We start from the raw sequence: 16,703 nt of genomic DNA, 5'->3' as shown, positions 1-16,703 counted from the left end.
CTCCGACTTTTCAAGAACTACCAGCGTTGACTGACCGGGATGGTGAATATCTCCGGTTCAAAACCAACACCCAAACTACATTCAGAGCCATCCTTGCTACATCCTGAACCCACTGCTATTTTTTCTCAGACTCCATGGATATCAAAACAATACAGTCGGCAAAAATAAAAACTGTTATTTAACAGGTCAACTTTGATTGACAAATTAATAATTATCAAATCGGATCTACGGCAATTCTATGCTTGTTTGTCACAGAAGACTGTTAAAACTTCTCTTAATTGCCCTGCTATTCATAATTGAAATGAACGTACAATCAGGTCATGCCTCCGGCTACCAGAATGAACCCGGGCACAAGGCACCAGAAATCCGCTTTTTGGGTCTCTACGCGGGATTTAAAGCCAATAATTTCCACCTCAAGCTAGGTAACCATTATCACGTAATACACGACGTTGGCACCCCCAAAAAACTGTCCCTTTTTTTCAGGAATCAATGGTTGAGTCATCTGCCCGGGTTCCTGTTTGCAAAACTGCTTCCGCCTTCAATCATACCCTACCCTTCTTTCAGTCGCGGCTTCCCCTCACTGTCCCGGGCTTTTGGTGATGCCCCCGATTGCAACCCTCATCCGGTGATGATCGATCACTCTTTGCTGAAAAGCCGCTTATCAGTGCAAACCACTTGCATCGAAAATCATCCTGTATGGCAGATTACGGCTTCACCCTCGACATCATCGTCAGAGACTCAGGCCGTCGAGGGTGATTCTCTGTCTGCCTGGCTGTCGCTTTGGAAACTACTAAACGACACCCATACCAGTACCCTTTTCCTGCGCCCCTGGCGGGAAAGTCAGCAGAATCGCCTGCAGGCTATTATCTGCCAGACTAATCCGCTTACAGAGCATAAAAAGTGTCAGAGCGTTCTTATTGACTTCCCGCTGAACCACGCAAAACCCTGGCTATTGCCCGAACTGGCTAAAAAAGACATCATCAGCACTGACGGGCAAACCGCTTTAGACAGTGGCTATATCAAGCGGGTCAATCAGGCTATTCACTGTCTCTCTTCCCACAATAAGTTGTTTGGAGAATCCAATAAAAGCAAGACAACTGACAAAGAAAAAATTCACGCCTGCCAGAATAATCACTGGCTTTATCAATGGTCGGATCAAAGCTGGCTTTACCAACCGGGTATTCCCGAGACTGCGGTAGAACCCAGCCCGGCGCTCATGACCGGGAAGTACTTTAACCTCTGGGCACTGGAAAAAGTATCGCCTGGCAATGATACCTGTCCAGCCTGGTCAAGATCTTCTTTATTCATCGCCCGCAACGACAGACATCGGAAATACCATTTCTGGGGAGCAGGTGACCCGGTGCTGCTGATGCGGTTCGCTGATGCCCCTTATAATGTCGAGGATCATTACGCCGGTTGGGACGGACCTGAAATTGGCACCCTGGTAGAAAGTGAGCACCTTAACCTGGCCGCCCTGCTTATGAGCACGGTGACCAGTACGCCCTTTAATCTCTATCAATGGCGGGGAATTCTCTCAGGGTTCATATCACCCATCCCCAAAAGCCTCAGTGCCCGGGTAAGGGAGCAGATTCAGAGCGACCCCGGTTCACTTTACCAGTTTGTTAAACGGCGGCCTGAGTTACTGAACAATGTGCTGACCTATTTAAACCGGGAGTTTCCGGGGCACCCTGTCCACTCACACTTTTCCGGTCGTGTATCACCTTATTTTACCCGTCAAACAGACGGAAACCCACTGGCTTTGATGCCCCAAACAAGCAACGCATTCGACGGTTTTCATCCTCCTGCCATCCCTCATCAGCCAGATGTGTCACTCCCCTCTATAGGGTTTGCATCAGGCATAATGACTGCTTCTGGTGTCCAGGGGAATAATGGACCGCCTGAATCTCAGTCCTCCCCGAGTAATCCCTCTGCACAAAAAGCCGAACAAAGTGGCAACAAAAGTAAACGAACTGCCAGCTCTGTCGGTAGGAACAATATTGACGACAATGAGCCACCACCGGGCGGCAAGCATCCGGTCACACCAGCAGACGCAGTACCCTCAGCATCCTTGCTTAAACATCTATTCTATTTGTACAGGCGCTCCGGGCTTCGGCCTGAAAGAGTGACTCATAGATCAGACTTTCTTTCAGAACAGCTTGGTGTCACATCCAGGGAAAAATTTGAAACCCTGCTCCGTCTGTGCAAACCGTCCGATTGTGGAAGTGAAACATTATATAACCAGATGCTCCGGGGTTTTGACCCGAAAGACCAACAACACATGATGCTGGCATCAAAAGCTTTGCAAAATTCGATACAAGTCATCGTTCATGATGGTCAGGAATATCGCTGCTATGACCATGACAAAAACCACGATCATACTTCTCGTCGGCTTCTGGAAAGGCTTGAAGATCGCCATATCTTCCTGTTTCACAACAATCACGCTGTAAAACTGTCTTCTCACAGTGACAACAAACTATGGTTCACCCACTTCCTGACCAACTCCCGCTTAAATACTGAGGAAAATGACTGGCTGGCAGCCAATTGGGTTGAAAAGGCTTTATGGGATCTGTTTCCACAATGGCAGAAAGACGTCTTATTATGCCGGGAAAGTCTTGAAAACCCATCCATAAAATTTGCCAGCAAAACACTAAAGCAAGCATTTACTTCACCTGCAGAATTCATGCGGGGAGGACACGAAAATAACCAGTTCAGGTTTTACAATAAATTAGGCCTTGTTTGCTACCCCTTCGACGATACAGAGAACCCCGATGGAATGTTTTACATTAGCAAAAACGTGCTTGGAGCAGTGATTTTTTTCTGGGAAGACTCTGCCAGCAAATATATTTCCTTTATAGCGCCGGATCTCTCCACATCAGCAATAAACGACAAAATACAGTCTTTGGGCAATCATTTAAAAGATTATTCCGAGGGCGCATTTTTAGTAAAAAAACAGGATATCCGCTATATAATTCCTGCACTGATAGTGCTTGAAGCTGTTTTCAGAAAAACTTATACAGAAGCCGAAAAAATTATATCCGATACTGAAGATGCTCTCGTTTACGGTGGTTTAGCCAGGTGGCAACACCTTACGTCATCGCTTAAACCCTCCGAACTGGGCAAAGTACCTGTTACCAATGATATTGACCTGGCAGTCACGGATATCAAAAGCCTGGAAAACATTTCGGCTTCTATAGAGAAAAAGCTAAGAGGCGTCCTGCCTGGCACTGCTGTTAGACGCAACAACATTCACACCTTAGTTCTAGCCAGCCCGGGAGAATTGCAGCACGGAGGGCTCCTGCACACCTTAAAGATCAATTGTTTTCCCGATACAAATGAAGAAAATACCATCCGGTTCGCCAGTTACGAGGCAAAAAAATGGCGAATCTTATCGATCGATATTTCTGCCGGTCCTGAAGGATATTTCGATTTCATACGTGTAGAACCTTTTGCCACGGGCTCCAAAATGGTTATGCAAAGCCTGCCCGCAATGGTTGAAAAACTGTTGCAGGATACACAACTTGATCAAACCTACCCGGGTATTGATTCAAAGCGACGGATGCAAAATGCTCAAAATGCATTAAAAATATTGCTATCAAGTGACACTGAGCAACAGATACAGACAATTATTCAAAAGTCAGTATTCAGCCGTTTTTCAGAGTCGTCCAGGTTACCGGAATTTCTGCATCCTTATATCAGGCGTAAACCTGACAATGAACAGAAAAGCACTACTAAGGTAGAGAATAAGGCAGAAAATGATACGAATAATCAACATCCTTTAGTTGCTGCCAAAGCCAAAACAACAGCACCCACTGTCGATGAGCCTCTGAAAGACAATGCACCAGGACAGACAACTATTGCCGCACATGCTGCATTTGCCAGTACTGCTAATGTCAAAGGTGCAGAATCGATAACCCATGATTCGGCTTTAAATTCCCGTAAGAAGAAAAAGAAACAGAGACAAAAGCTGAAAAAAACGGTTCAACGAAAAGCAGGCGACACTGCAACTACGCCAGACGAGGGCGATATCAAAGTAGAAGCCAGCCCTGATAATCAAAGCGCTACAGTAGTTCATAACAGCAAGACAACAGCACCTGATAATGCTGAACGCTCAAACAAAAGAAAGAAGGAAACCACCGCCCAAAAGCCAATCTCGAATCTGATCGATTTCGAAACAGCATTGTCCAGGTCCGTAGAAATATCAAACTGGCTTAAGGAGGTGGATTATAACTTTTCAGGAGAGTTGAATAGAGCAATAAAGACACAAAATTGCGATGCCACTGAAGAAAACAAAGCCACTACAGAAAATCCTGCGCTCGATACAGAACTCGATACACTACAAAAACAACTGAAGGAAGGAAAGACAAAAACACTGCAAATACTGGCCAGTTCCGGAGCTTCTGCTGATACATCCGGAGACCAGCCGGTCATTACCATCAATCTGACTAATATCCCGGACAGTCAGCAACGCAGGCGTTTAGAGCAGGCGGCTTACGAGGACCACTTCCCCTATGCCCAACTGGTTCAGGCGTTGTTCATTTTGAACAAAAAATTACCCTCTGGAAAATCAGAAGCACTTCAGATCTATGAACATGCCTTCGAGCTATTGTTACCGGCAGCTATTGCCGGTATACCACTTGCCTATCAATTATTAATCCCAATGCAATTGCACAGCCACCATCCGGCGGGCTGGCCTCAGATAGAACCTGTAAATCGATTGTTGCGTAGTATGACTTCCAGAGAGACAAGCTTGAACCAGGTAAAGATTGAAGGCCTGTTGAATGGTGGATTTCTCGAACAGCTCTATCAGGATACAGATGTTGCCGCCCTGTCAAAGATTGAGCAGGGTTTAGCCAAAGAGTCAGAACTCTCAGGCAAAGGCAGAGAAGTGAAGGCCATACTCAATGCCCTGAGAGAACCGGATACACCCTCCACATTAACAGCCCTGAAAGCTGTTCGTCCCGGGTCTCGGGAACTGCAACAAACCATCGCTTCACTGAAACTGATTCTGGATAGAAAAAAAGAACCAGCGGCAGGTCAGATACATAGTGAGCTTTGGATCTACACCCTCAACACCCTGCAGATTCAGGGAGCCTCCAGGAAAAAAACTCAGTTCATTGATATAACGAGTTTCCCGCAGGTGCTGGCGATGACTGACCTGAAAGTATTCATGGGCACTGAGCGTACCGGACAATCGTTCAGAAGTCATCAACCCAAATTCATAGCTTTTTGGAAAATGAGCTTTTGGGAAGGCTATCTCAAAGCTTCATTGAGCAAGGACAGAAACAATGAAAAGGAAATGCTCTACGAATATCATGAAAAAATAAGGAATAAAGCGATTGAAAAGTCCAGATCTGATTTAATAAAAGACTGGGTTCTAGCTCGATCTTTGCTGCTGTCAAGAGATTTCATTCAAACCAAAGAGGTGACGGTTCCGGCTACCACTAAACCAGCCACTTCAACTCAACTCACTTCGGCAACAGTTACAAATACTGAAAAAGCAAAAAAAACAATAAATGCCACCAGACGACCAACGGAGCTGAAGCCAGGCATCAGACCCTCTACAGAACAAGTCAATGAACAAGTACATACACAGTATTTGTTGCAACTGGATAACAATATTATTCAGGAAGTCAAATGTATTCATGAGAACCCGGAAGTTTTTTTGCAACAGGTGGAAAAGCACATTACTGCATTCAGAAAAGTTTTATTAAGAAATCATGACCATACAACAAACAAGCTTGGAATGGGTTATTACTACTTTCTGAAAGCACTGGCCATGTTAGGGGCCAAAATGTCGGATGACAACAAAACTATTGAGTTGTCCTTTAGTCCCGAAGTCAAGCTCAACGCCAAAAAGATAAAAGAGGCTATTGTATTGTCTAATAGTCATTTTTTCCCTTATGCCCCGATACTCTTGCTATTTTTTGAACATGGTATGGAAGGCAACCCCAGCGCAGTCACGCAAGCTCACCTCTCTGCATTCTCGGGGGTATCTCAGTCTATTGAGATTTTATTCGAATCGGACTCAGACTCAGCGGTTCAGGCCGGAATGTTACTCAAGTGGCTGGTGCTGATTCCAAGGACTTTCGAACTGAAACTGGCCTTTGATCCAGACACATACCTGAAAAACCCCCATAGCCAGATGCCGGGAAGGGTAACACCTTCCATAAGTGTACTCAGAGAGTTTCTGGAGCAGCTTTCAATAAAAGGCTCTGATGGAGCAGTTGATTTTGTTTTGAATCGAATGAGCCAGAAATTTAAAAATACCCGACATTTTTCAAACATACAGTATGAACGAGTGTTAGTAAAACCGGAATCAACTGCAGCTGTGCTTGCCGCAAAAGAGGCTAATGCAGCGGCAGAATTAGCCGTAAATGAAGAGCAAACGAAAGCGAGAGCGTTCAAGGAAGCGAAAGAGTTAGAGGAAGTGAAAGCAAAAATCTTATCGGCAGTGGATTTAACAGCGAAAGTGCAAGTACTAACAGCAAAAAAAGCAGCTCAAAAAGCAGCACAGGAAGCAAAAGCAAAACTGACAGCAGCAAAGAAAGCGATAGCGGCAGCTGAAGAGGCAGCGACAAAGAAAGCGATAGCGGCAGCTGAAGAGGCAGCGGCAGCTGAAGAGGTAACTAAAGTGAAAGCGGCAGAGAGGGCGGAAGCAACAATAAGATTGATATTGTACTTCGCAACCGGTCGAATGGAACTGTTGGATTTTGGTTGCCTGGATTTATCCCTGTACATCATTAACTTTTCTATATTCGGCTCTGAAGCAAACCCGGAGATTCCCATATTCCTTAGAAAAGCTCAGAGGACGCTCTCTAAAGATATTGACCGTCATAATCGGGCATTGGCAGATATTATAGAACTTGCTTTTTATCTGGTTGGTGCATCAACAGAAGCAGAGCCGACTCTCCCCCATCTTAAAGCCCTCCCCTTCGTTAACCAGGCTCGCTTAACATCCCTTCATTTTGGTCATGATGTACAACATCTGACAAAGTTAATTGGTTTTTCTCGTGAACTGGTTACCGAGGATAACACGTCGTATTGTTATAACACCCTTTCGCTGATACATCAGCATATCATCACGCTCATCGGTGGAAATGCAGAAAATGCACGAAAACTCCAGATTGATTCAGGTGATTGGGAAGAATTACGCAAAATATTTAAGCTCTTTATATGGCATAAGCCAGTAAAGGCTGTTGCACGTAATGTTCAATCAAAATTCATCGACTACTTTGTCTTTAACAGTGAAAATTTGAAAAGGTTCGCAGATGGAGACGAAATTGCTTTTTTTCTTGCCATTGAACAAGCCAAACAAGCTGGCTATCAGAAATTAAAACAGAAGTTAAGTCTGTATGAAGATAAAATGGATTCCGAATCATTGCAGATGTCAGGCTGGCTTCATTGCCTGGCTGGATTGACGCTTCTGGAGGCAGAATTAAGATCTTTCCAAGAGCCGATAGTATTAACCAGTCGCAAAAGAGTTCTGCCCAGTGCACATGATCATTTCAGGAAAGCACGTCAACTTGGCTTCCCTTATGGTGGTTATCTGGAATCACTGGTGAGTATGCGGCTAAACAACTACCAGCATTATCAGACCGAAACATCAGAAGCCCTGCAAAAAGACTCGACCAATGGGCTTGTCATTCAATACGCATCGACCATAAAACCAGGGGAAAAGCTCTTTATTGAAGCGGGCAAAATTGTTACGGACACATTGCCCGGATTGTTATCAAGCTCTCTAATGGGTGTGAGTTTTGCTGCCGAAGCAGCCATAAGAGTATTTACTAATGAACGGTTTAATCTTCTGCATATTCCTCAGGCTGGTTGGTCGGCACTGATCACAAAGCAATTTTTGATTACCCCCGTAAACCATAACCTCCAATTTGTGTTCAATAATGATGGCACTGAAGTTGAAAAAGCGTTATTTCCCAGGATAATTGATCCAGACAGTATTGAAGGAATACTTCTGAAACCACTGGAAAAAATAAAGCATTTTTCCATTAAAAAAAGACCGAAACACTATGGTATTTGGCTGGATGGTGAAATCAAAAGTGGTGGCAGGTCAGAAAATATTAAAAAGTATTTAAGACTTGTCAAATCTTTTGTATTGGGTGAATCAGACGCACTGGATATATCATCAGAGGCAGCAGCTTCTGATGTTGAACAACTCTCAGAAAATACTGCAAGCTATGAGCTAAGCCGATATGATTATGCAACATCGTTTGAAGTACTGCGGGAAACACCAAAACCTGAAACCTATTTCGATGAGTTCGTTTATAACCTTCCCCGGCTGGAATCTCACCCAAATTATGAGGCTATAAGTAATGCTCTTTTGAAGAAACATCGCACAAAGTCAGCCCTGGTTCATTATTACTTATGGGCTTACGAGACCCTTAATGATCACTTTGATAACGAACGGGATCTGTTCTGGGATGAGATAATGACAAAGAAGATTGACGAAAATGAACCAATGAAACGTGCTTTCCTGGCAGTTCTGGCAACGTCCGACTTAACGGTTATGTACGATAAAAACCGGGAGGCCATGAACATTGCATTTCAAACGTATAATAGAGATCTTGCCTCCTGGCTGGCCTTTTTTCACAGGATCTCGGCCAATTCCGCCTTTATTCTGGGAGAGACACAAAAAGCAGATTTCCATCAAAAGCATTATGATAACCAAAAAGCAATATTACTTTATTCAGTACCTGACCCGTAAGATTACCAGAAAGACCAAAGGCTAAGTTAGCCTTATCTGTTGTTTGAACTATAATACAACGGTCTCCTACTGTAAGGGATGCCGTTATGCAATATGCTCCCTTCAAGTCATTTCTTGATGCCATTTCGACATTGACCAGCCATCAGAAGAATATTCTTAACAAAGCTCTTTCTCCAGAGGTTGAGACCAAGACGCATCAACCGAACCTGAGCACCACCATTCAACAGAAATTCTCTGAGCACCCGAGGTGCCCTCATTGTGAAAGTGATCAGATAAAACGCTGGGGTAGCAGTGATGGCAAGCAGCGCTACCGTTGCAAGTCATGCCACAAAACATTTAATGCATTAACAGCAACCCCGTTAGCCCGGCTTCGACATCCTGAAAAGTGGCAGACTTATCTGAATGGAATGAGCCACTCCACAACCCTGCGAGTGGCAGCATCTGAATGTGGCGTCACTCTGCGCACCTCTTTCCGCTGGCGACACCGCTTCCTTGTCGTGCTGGAGGATGACCAAGGAAATGATCTGGGTGATATTGTTGAACTGGATGAAACATTTTTGCGTGAGTCCTTCAAAGGGCAGAGATCAGAGCTACCAAGACCAGCAAGACAAGGAGGTAATGATAAAAAAACGGACAGCCACTTGAAAGGATGGATTCATGGTGTTTTTCACGGGATTGCGACCAAATACTTGAAACATTATCTGGGCTGGCGGCGAGTGCTGACAGAGGCTACCGAGCTAACAGGTGAACGGCTTTCTGAAAAAATTGCGGGACACTGGTTCAAACAACAGATAAAAGCAACTTAGCCAAGACCAAATGTGTAAATTGAAGACTTGGGTTCAGTTTACGCTCATTATTTTCTATAAACGGCGATAGTTTTCTAACCAGTCAAATAAGGGATCTACAACCCAGCGTTCGGCAGAATTACATAAACCCCATTAAAAGCTATTCACGCAGATACAAAGCCACTCTTGCTACATCTTGGTCCCACTGCTATTTTTTCTCAGTCTCCGTAGAGATCAGAACAATTTATTCAATCAGTATCAATAAAAGCTGTTATTTAACAGGTCAACTCTGATTAACAAATTATCAAATGGGGTCTACGGCAGCTCTATGCCTGTTTGTCACAGAAGACTGTTAAAACTTCACTTAATTGCGCTGCTATTCACGATTGAAATGAACGTACATTCAGGTCATGCCTCCAGCTACAAGAATGAACCTGGGTACAAGGCGCCAGAAATCCGCTTTTTAGGTCTCTACGCAGGATTTAAAGCCAATAACTTTCACCTCAAGCTGAGTAATCATTATCACGTAATACACGACGTTGGCACCCCCAAAAAGCTGTCCCTTTTTTTCCAGAATCAATGGTTGAGTCATCTGCCCGGGTTTCTGTTAGCAAAACTGCTTCCACCTTCAACCGTACCCTACCCTTCTTTCAGTCGCGGCTTCCCCTCACTGTCCCGGGCTTTTGGTGATGCCCCCGATTGCAACCCTCATCCGGTGATGATCGATCACTCTTTGCTGAAAGGCCAACTGTCAATACAAACCACTTGTATCGAAAATCATCCTGTCTGGCAGATTACGGCCTCACCCTCGACATCATCGTCAGAGACTCAGGCCGTCGAGGGTGATTCTCTGTCTGCCTGGCTGTCGCTTTGGAAACTACTAAACGACACCCATACCAGTACCCTTTTCCTGCGTCCCTGGCGAGAAAGTCAGCAGAATCGCCTGCAGGCCATTATCTGCCAGACCAATCCGCTTACAGAGCATAAAAAGTGTCAGAGCGTTCTTATTGATTTCCCGCTGAATCACGCAAAACCCTGGCTATTGCCCGAACTGGCTAGAAAAGACAGTATCAGCGCTGACGGGCAAACCGCTTTGGACAGTAGTTATATTAAGCCGGTCAATCAGGCTATTGATTGCCTCTCTTCCCACGATAAGTTGTTTGGAGAACCCAATAAAAGCAAGCCAGCTGACAAAGAAAAAATACACGCTTGCCAAAATAATCACTGGCTTTATCAGTGGTCAGATCAAAACTGGGTTTATCAACCTGGCATTCCCGAGACTGCAATAAACCCCGGCCCGGCACTCATGACCGGGAAGTACTTTAACCTCTGGGCACTGGAAAAGGTATCGCCCGGCAATGATACCTACCCGGCCTGGTCGGGATCTTCTTTGTTCATCGCCCGCAACGACAGACATCGGAAATACCATTTCTGGGGAGCAGGTGACCCGGTGCTGCTGATGCGGTTCGCTGATGCCCCTTATAATGTCGAGGATCATTACGCCGGTTGGGATGGACCAGAGATTGGCACCCTGGTAGAAAGTGAGCATCTCAACCTGGCTGCCCTGCTTATGAGCACGGTGACCAATACGCCCTTTAATCTCTATCAGTGGCGGGGAATTCTCTCAGGGTTCACATCACCCATCCCGAAAAGCCTCAGTGCCCTGGTAAGGGAGCAGATTCTGAGCGACCCTGGTTCACTTTACCAGTTTGTTAAACGGCGGCCTGAGTTACTGAACAATGTGTTGACCTATTTAAACCGTGAGTTTCCGGGCCACCCTGTCCACTCATACTTTTCCGGTCGTGTATCACCTTTTTTTAGCCATCAAACAAACGGAAAACCATTGGCTTTGGTGCCCGAAACAAGCAACGCATTCGACGGTTTTCATCCTCCTGCCATCCCTCATCAACCAGATATGTCACTCCCCTATATTGGGTTTGCATCAGGCATAATGACTGCTTCTGGTGTCCAGGGGAATAATGGACTGCCTGAATTCCAATCCTGCCCGGCTTTTTCCTCTGAACAAAAAGCGCAACAAAGCAGCAACAGAAGTCAACGAAGTGCTAAATCAAATGGTGAGAACAATATTGACGACAATGAGCCACCACCGGGCGGCAGCCATCGGGTCACATTGGCAAACGCAGTATCTTCGGCATCCTTGCTTAACCATCTATTGTATTTTTACCGGCGCTTCGAGCTCAGGCCCGGAAGAGTGATTGGTGTGTCCGATTTTCTTCAGGAAGAACTTGATATTAAATCCAGTGGAAGATTTGAAACATTGGTCAGTGAATGCCAACCACCTGACTGCGACAGTGAAACATTATATGACCAGATACTCCAGGGTTTTGATCCGAAAAACCAACAACACATGGAATTGGCATCAAAAGCCTTGCAAAATTCTATAAAGGTCATCGTGCCTGGTGGTCAGAAATATCGCTACTACAGCCATGATATAAACCATGCTCATACGCCTCAACAGCCTCTGGAGGAGTTTGAAGGTATTCATACGTTCCTCTTTAGCGAGAATCACGCGGTAAGACTGTCCCGTCACGGTGACAACGACCTGTGGTTCAATCACTTCCTGAACCGCCCCCACTTAAGCAAACAGGAAAACAAATGGCTGCGAGGCAGTGAGTTTGAAAATGCGTTATGGGAGCTGTTTCCACAATGGCAAAAAGATATTTTATTATGCCGGGAAAGTCTTCAGTGCAACACTATAAAATCTGCCAGCAAGCTGCTAAAACAGGCGTTTACTGCACCCGATAAATTCATGCAGGGAGAATACGGACACAACCTATTCAGTTTTTACAACAAATTACGCCTTGTTTGTTACCCGTTCGACGATACAGGGAACCCCGACGGAACATTTTACATCAGCAAAAACCTGCTTGGAGCAGTGATTTTTTTCTGGGAAGATTCTGCCAGTAAATATATCGCCCTTATAGCTCCGGATCTCTCGACATCAACAATAAACTACAAAATGCAATTTTTGGATATTCATGTAAAAGCTTATTACGAGGGCGCCTTTTTAGTAAAAAAACAGGATGTCCGCTATGTAATTCCTGCACTATTGGTGCTCGCACCTGTTTTTAGAAACATCTATACAGAAATCTGGAGTGTTATATCAGATATTGGTGGTGCTCTTGTTTATGGGGGTATAGCCAGGTGGCAACATCTTTCATTGTTGGTTAAGCCCACCGAACTTGGCAAGGTCCCTGTTATTAATGATATTGATTTGGCAGTTGAGGATATCAAAAGTCTGAAAACCATTTCAGCCGCTTTAGAGAAAAAGCTAAAAAGTACCCTGTCTGGCCCCATTGTTAGAAGCGGCAACATTCATGCTATGGCTCTAGCCAACCCAAAAGAATTGCAGCGCAAACGGCTACTGCATAACGTAAAGATCACCTGCCTTCACGATAAAAACAATGAAAAGACACTGGGGGACGTCCGTTACAAGACAAAAAAATGGCGAATCTTATCGATCGATATTTCTGCTGGCCCTGAAGGGTATTTCGATTTCACGCGTGTAGAACCTTTTGCCAGGAATTCCAAACTGCTTATGCCAAGCCTGCCCGCTATGGTTGAACAACTGCTTCAGGACACACAACCTGATCAAACCTACCCGGGTATTGTTGCAAATCGACGGGTGCAAAATGCCCGAAATGCATTGAAAATATTGCTATCAAGTGACGCTGAGCAACAGGTACAGACAATTATTCAACAGTCAGTGTTCAGCGGTTCTTCAGAATTATCCAGGTTACCGGAATTTCTGCATCCTTATATTAAGCCGCAGTCTTACAATGAACAGGAAAGCACTATCAAGGTAGAGAATAAGGCAGAAAACGATGCCAGAGATCAACACTCTACAGTTGCTCATGACAGTAAGGTGGTGGCACCTGATCCTGCTGAAGGGTCAAAAAAGGGAAAGAATAAAACCGCCGCACAAAAGCCAATCCCGAATAAGATCAATTTCGAATCTGCATTGTCACAGTCCGTAGAAATATCAGACTGGCTTAAAGAGATGGATTATAACTTTCCGGACGAGCTTAATAAGGCAATAAAGATGCAACATTGCGATGCCACAGGAGAAGGCGAAACCCCTGAAGAAAGCCCTGCGCGAGATACAGAACTCAATACACTGCAAAATCAGCTGGAAGACGGAAAAACAAAAACCCTGCAAATACTGGCCTGCTCCGGAGCTTCTGCAGATAAATCCGGTGACCAACCGGTCATCACCATCAATCTCACTAATACCCCGGGCAGTCAGCAGCGCAGAGACTTGGAACAGGCCGCTTATGAGAGCCACTTCCCCTATGCACAACTGGTTCAGGCGTTGTTCATTTTGAACCAGAAACTCCCATCTGGAAAACCAGAAGTACTTCAGATCTATGAAAAAACCTTCGAGCTGCTGTTACCGGCAGCCATTGCCGGTATACCGCTTTCGTACCAATTATTAATCGGGATGCAATTACACAACAAACATCCGGCAGGCTGGCCCCAGATCGAACCTGTCAACCGGCTGTTACGCAGCATGGCTACCAGAGCGACAAGCTTCAACCAGATAAAGGTTGAAGGCCTGTTGAAAGGTGGATTTCTGGAGCAGCTCTATCAGGATACTGACGTCACTACCCTGACCAGGATTGAGCAGGGGTTAGCCAGAGAGTCAGACCTCTCAGACAGAGGCAGTCAAGTAAAGGCCATTGTCAATGCCCTGAGAGAACCGGATAACCCCTCCACACTAACAGCACTAAAGACAATCCACTTCGGGGCTCGGGAACTGGAACAAACCATCGGGTCGCTGATACTGATACTGGAGAGAAAAAAAGAACCCGCAGTCGGTCAGATTCACAGTGAACTTTGGTCGTACAGCCTCAACGCCCTGCAAATTAAGGGCGCCTCGAAAAAAAAACCTCAGTTCATGGATATATCTTATTTCCCAAACGTACTGGCCATGACTGACCTGAAAGCATTCATGGATACTGAGCAAACCGGACAACTGCTCAAATATCATCAACCCAGATTCATAGCCTTTTGGAAAATGGGCTTTTGGGAAAGCTATCTCAAAGCGTCGTTAAGCAAAGACAGCAAGACTGAAAAGGAAATATTTGACGAGCATCATGACCAAATAAATAATAAGGCGATTAAAAAGTCCAGACCCGATTTAATAGAAGACTGGATTCTTGCCCGATCTTTGCTGCTTTCAAGAGACTTTATTCAAATCAAAGAAGATCCGCCTCACCCTACTCCATCGACTTCGGCACAACTAACGTCTGAAACAGATAAAAAACCTGAAAAAGCAAAAAAAACCGCAAACGCAGCCGCTCAACCAACAGCACTGAAGCCAGGTATCCGACCCTCGGCAGGACCATTCAATCGGGAAGAACATCTCCAGAATTTGTTTCAACTGGATGACAAGATTATTCTGGAAGTCAAATTTATTCAGGAAAACCCGGCATTTTTTTTGCCGCAGGTGGAAAAGCAGATTTCTGTATTCAGAAGGGCTTTACTAAAAAATAAAAATCAGACAAACGAGCTGGGAATGGGTTATTACTATTTTCTAAAGGCACTGACACTGATGGGGGCAAAAATACCAGAGGATTACGAAACGATTGAGTTGCCCTTTAGCCCGGAAATTAAACTCAACGCCAAAAAGTTAAAAGAGACTATTGTGTTGACCGGTCACAAAAGTGCACTGGCCAGTGCTTATGATCATTTCATGAAAGCACGTCAACTCGGCTTCCCTTATGGTGGTTATCTGGAATCATTAGTGGCTATGCGGCTAGACGACTATCAGTATTATCAGGACGAGACATCAGAAGCCTGGCAAACAGACTTGGCCAATAAGCCTGTTATTCAATACTCATCGATCATAAAACCCGGGGAAAAGATCTTTATTGAAGCAGGTAAGATAGTTACGGACATTTTGCCCGGGCTATTAGCAAGCTCTCTACATGGTGTACGTTTTGCCACTGAAGCAGCCATCAGAGTCTTTACTAATGAACGGTTTAATCTTCTGCATATTCCTCAGGCTGGTTGGCCAGCACTGATGGCAAAGTTTTTTTTGATTAACCCCTTTGAACATAACATCCAATTTGTGTTCAGCAATGATGGCCCTGAAGTTGAAGAAGCGTTATTTTCCAGGATAGTTGACCCAGGCAGTATTGAAGGAATGCTTTTGAGGCCACTGGAGAAAAAAAGGGAATTTACAATTAAAGAAAGACCAAAACAATATTGTATTTGGCTGGACAGTGAAATCGAAAATAGTGACAGGCCAGAAAATATTAAAAAGTATTTAAGTCTTGTCAAAGCTTTTATATTGGACACATCAAAGGTGCAGACTACATCATCTGGGAAAACAGCTTCTGATATTGATAAATTGTTGGAGGATATTGCCAGCTATAAGCTAAGCCGGACAAAATTGTTTGAAGTGTTGAAGGAAACATCACATTCTGAAAACAATTTAGATGAATTCTTTTATAACTTGTCCTGGCACCAACCCCACCCGAATTGTATGGATTTAAGTTATGCTCTTTTGGAAAAACATCGCACAAATTCTGCCCTGGTTCACTATTATTTGTCGGCTTACGATACCATCACTGATAGCCGTTACAACGCACAGGTTCTGTTCTGGAACGCGATAATGAAACAGGCGATTGAAGAAAATGAACCAATGAGAGAGGCTTTTTTCGCACTTCTGGCAACCGCCGATCTGACGGTTATGTACGATGATAACCGGGAGGCCATGAGCATCACATTTAAACCATACAAAAAAGACCTTAATTCCTGGTTGTCTTTTTATCACTGTATGTCAGCCCAAATCGCCACTATTCTGGAAGAGGCGCAAAATACAGATTTCAATTCCACTTATTTTGAAGTCTCAAAAAAATATAAAATCATTAAGCACCGGATCCGTTGATTCTGTCGCATAGTGATTGAGTTTACTGCGTTGACCCGATGCTGTCAGTCTGGCCTCTGTAGACATAGCCGCTCACTGCAGCAACATAAAAAAGTTATCACAAGATTCGCAGCCAGCAGCCAATCCGAACACGGAACCATTCTTGCTACATCCTGAACCCACTGCTATTTTTTCTCAGACTCCATGGATATCAAAACAATACAGTCGGTAAAAATAAAAACTGTTATTTAACAGGTCAACTTTGATTGACAAATTAATAATTATCAAATGGGATCTACGGCAATTC

The 16,703-nt window shown here is 44.5% G+C and carries 3 protein-coding genes; all 3 read left to right on the top strand.

Annotation, left to right across the window (positions count from 1 at the left end):
- The first annotated feature begins 301 nt into the window (after nucleotides 1-301).
- The 3 genes from ACOMHB_RS11545 to ACOMHB_RS11535 all read left to right on the top strand — a co-directional run bounded on the left by ACOMHB_RS11545 (nucleotide 302) and on the right by ACOMHB_RS11535 (nucleotide 16,417).
- A complete protein-coding gene (locus tag ACOMHB_RS11545) occupies nucleotides 302-8,716 on the top strand; it encodes a hypothetical protein (protein WP_448216716.1) in 8,415 nt (2,804 codons plus the stop codon).
- 86 nt (nucleotides 8,717-8,802) lie between these two features.
- Nucleotides 8,803-9,522, top strand: a complete 720-nt coding sequence (locus ACOMHB_RS11540; RefSeq protein WP_448216715.1) for a transposase — start codon at nucleotides 8,803-8,805, stop codon at nucleotides 9,520-9,522.
- A 370-nt stretch (nucleotides 9,523-9,892) separates the two neighbouring features.
- Nucleotides 9,893-16,417, top strand: coding sequence for a hypothetical protein (locus tag ACOMHB_RS11535; RefSeq protein ID WP_448216714.1), 6,525 nt, complete (start codon nucleotides 9,893-9,895; stop codon nucleotides 16,415-16,417).
- Nucleotides 16,418-16,703: the final 286 nt, after the last annotated feature.

Source organism: Endozoicomonas sp. 2B-B, from assembly GCF_053470045.1.
The sequence above is the reverse complement of the archived record's forward strand: the minus strand, read 5'-3'. Positions and strand labels throughout refer to the sequence as shown.

Coding starts and splice junctions, on each gene's coding strand:
- ACOMHB_RS11540 (WP_448216715.1), top strand. CDS start 8,803: ATGCAATATGCTCCCTTCAAGTCATTTCTTGATGCCATTTCGACATTG.
- ACOMHB_RS11535 (WP_448216714.1), top strand. CDS start 9,893: ATGAACGTACATTCAGGTCATGCCTCCAGCTACAAGAATGAACCTGGG.
- ACOMHB_RS11545 (WP_448216716.1), top strand. CDS start 302: ATGAACGTACAATCAGGTCATGCCTCCGGCTACCAGAATGAACCCGGG.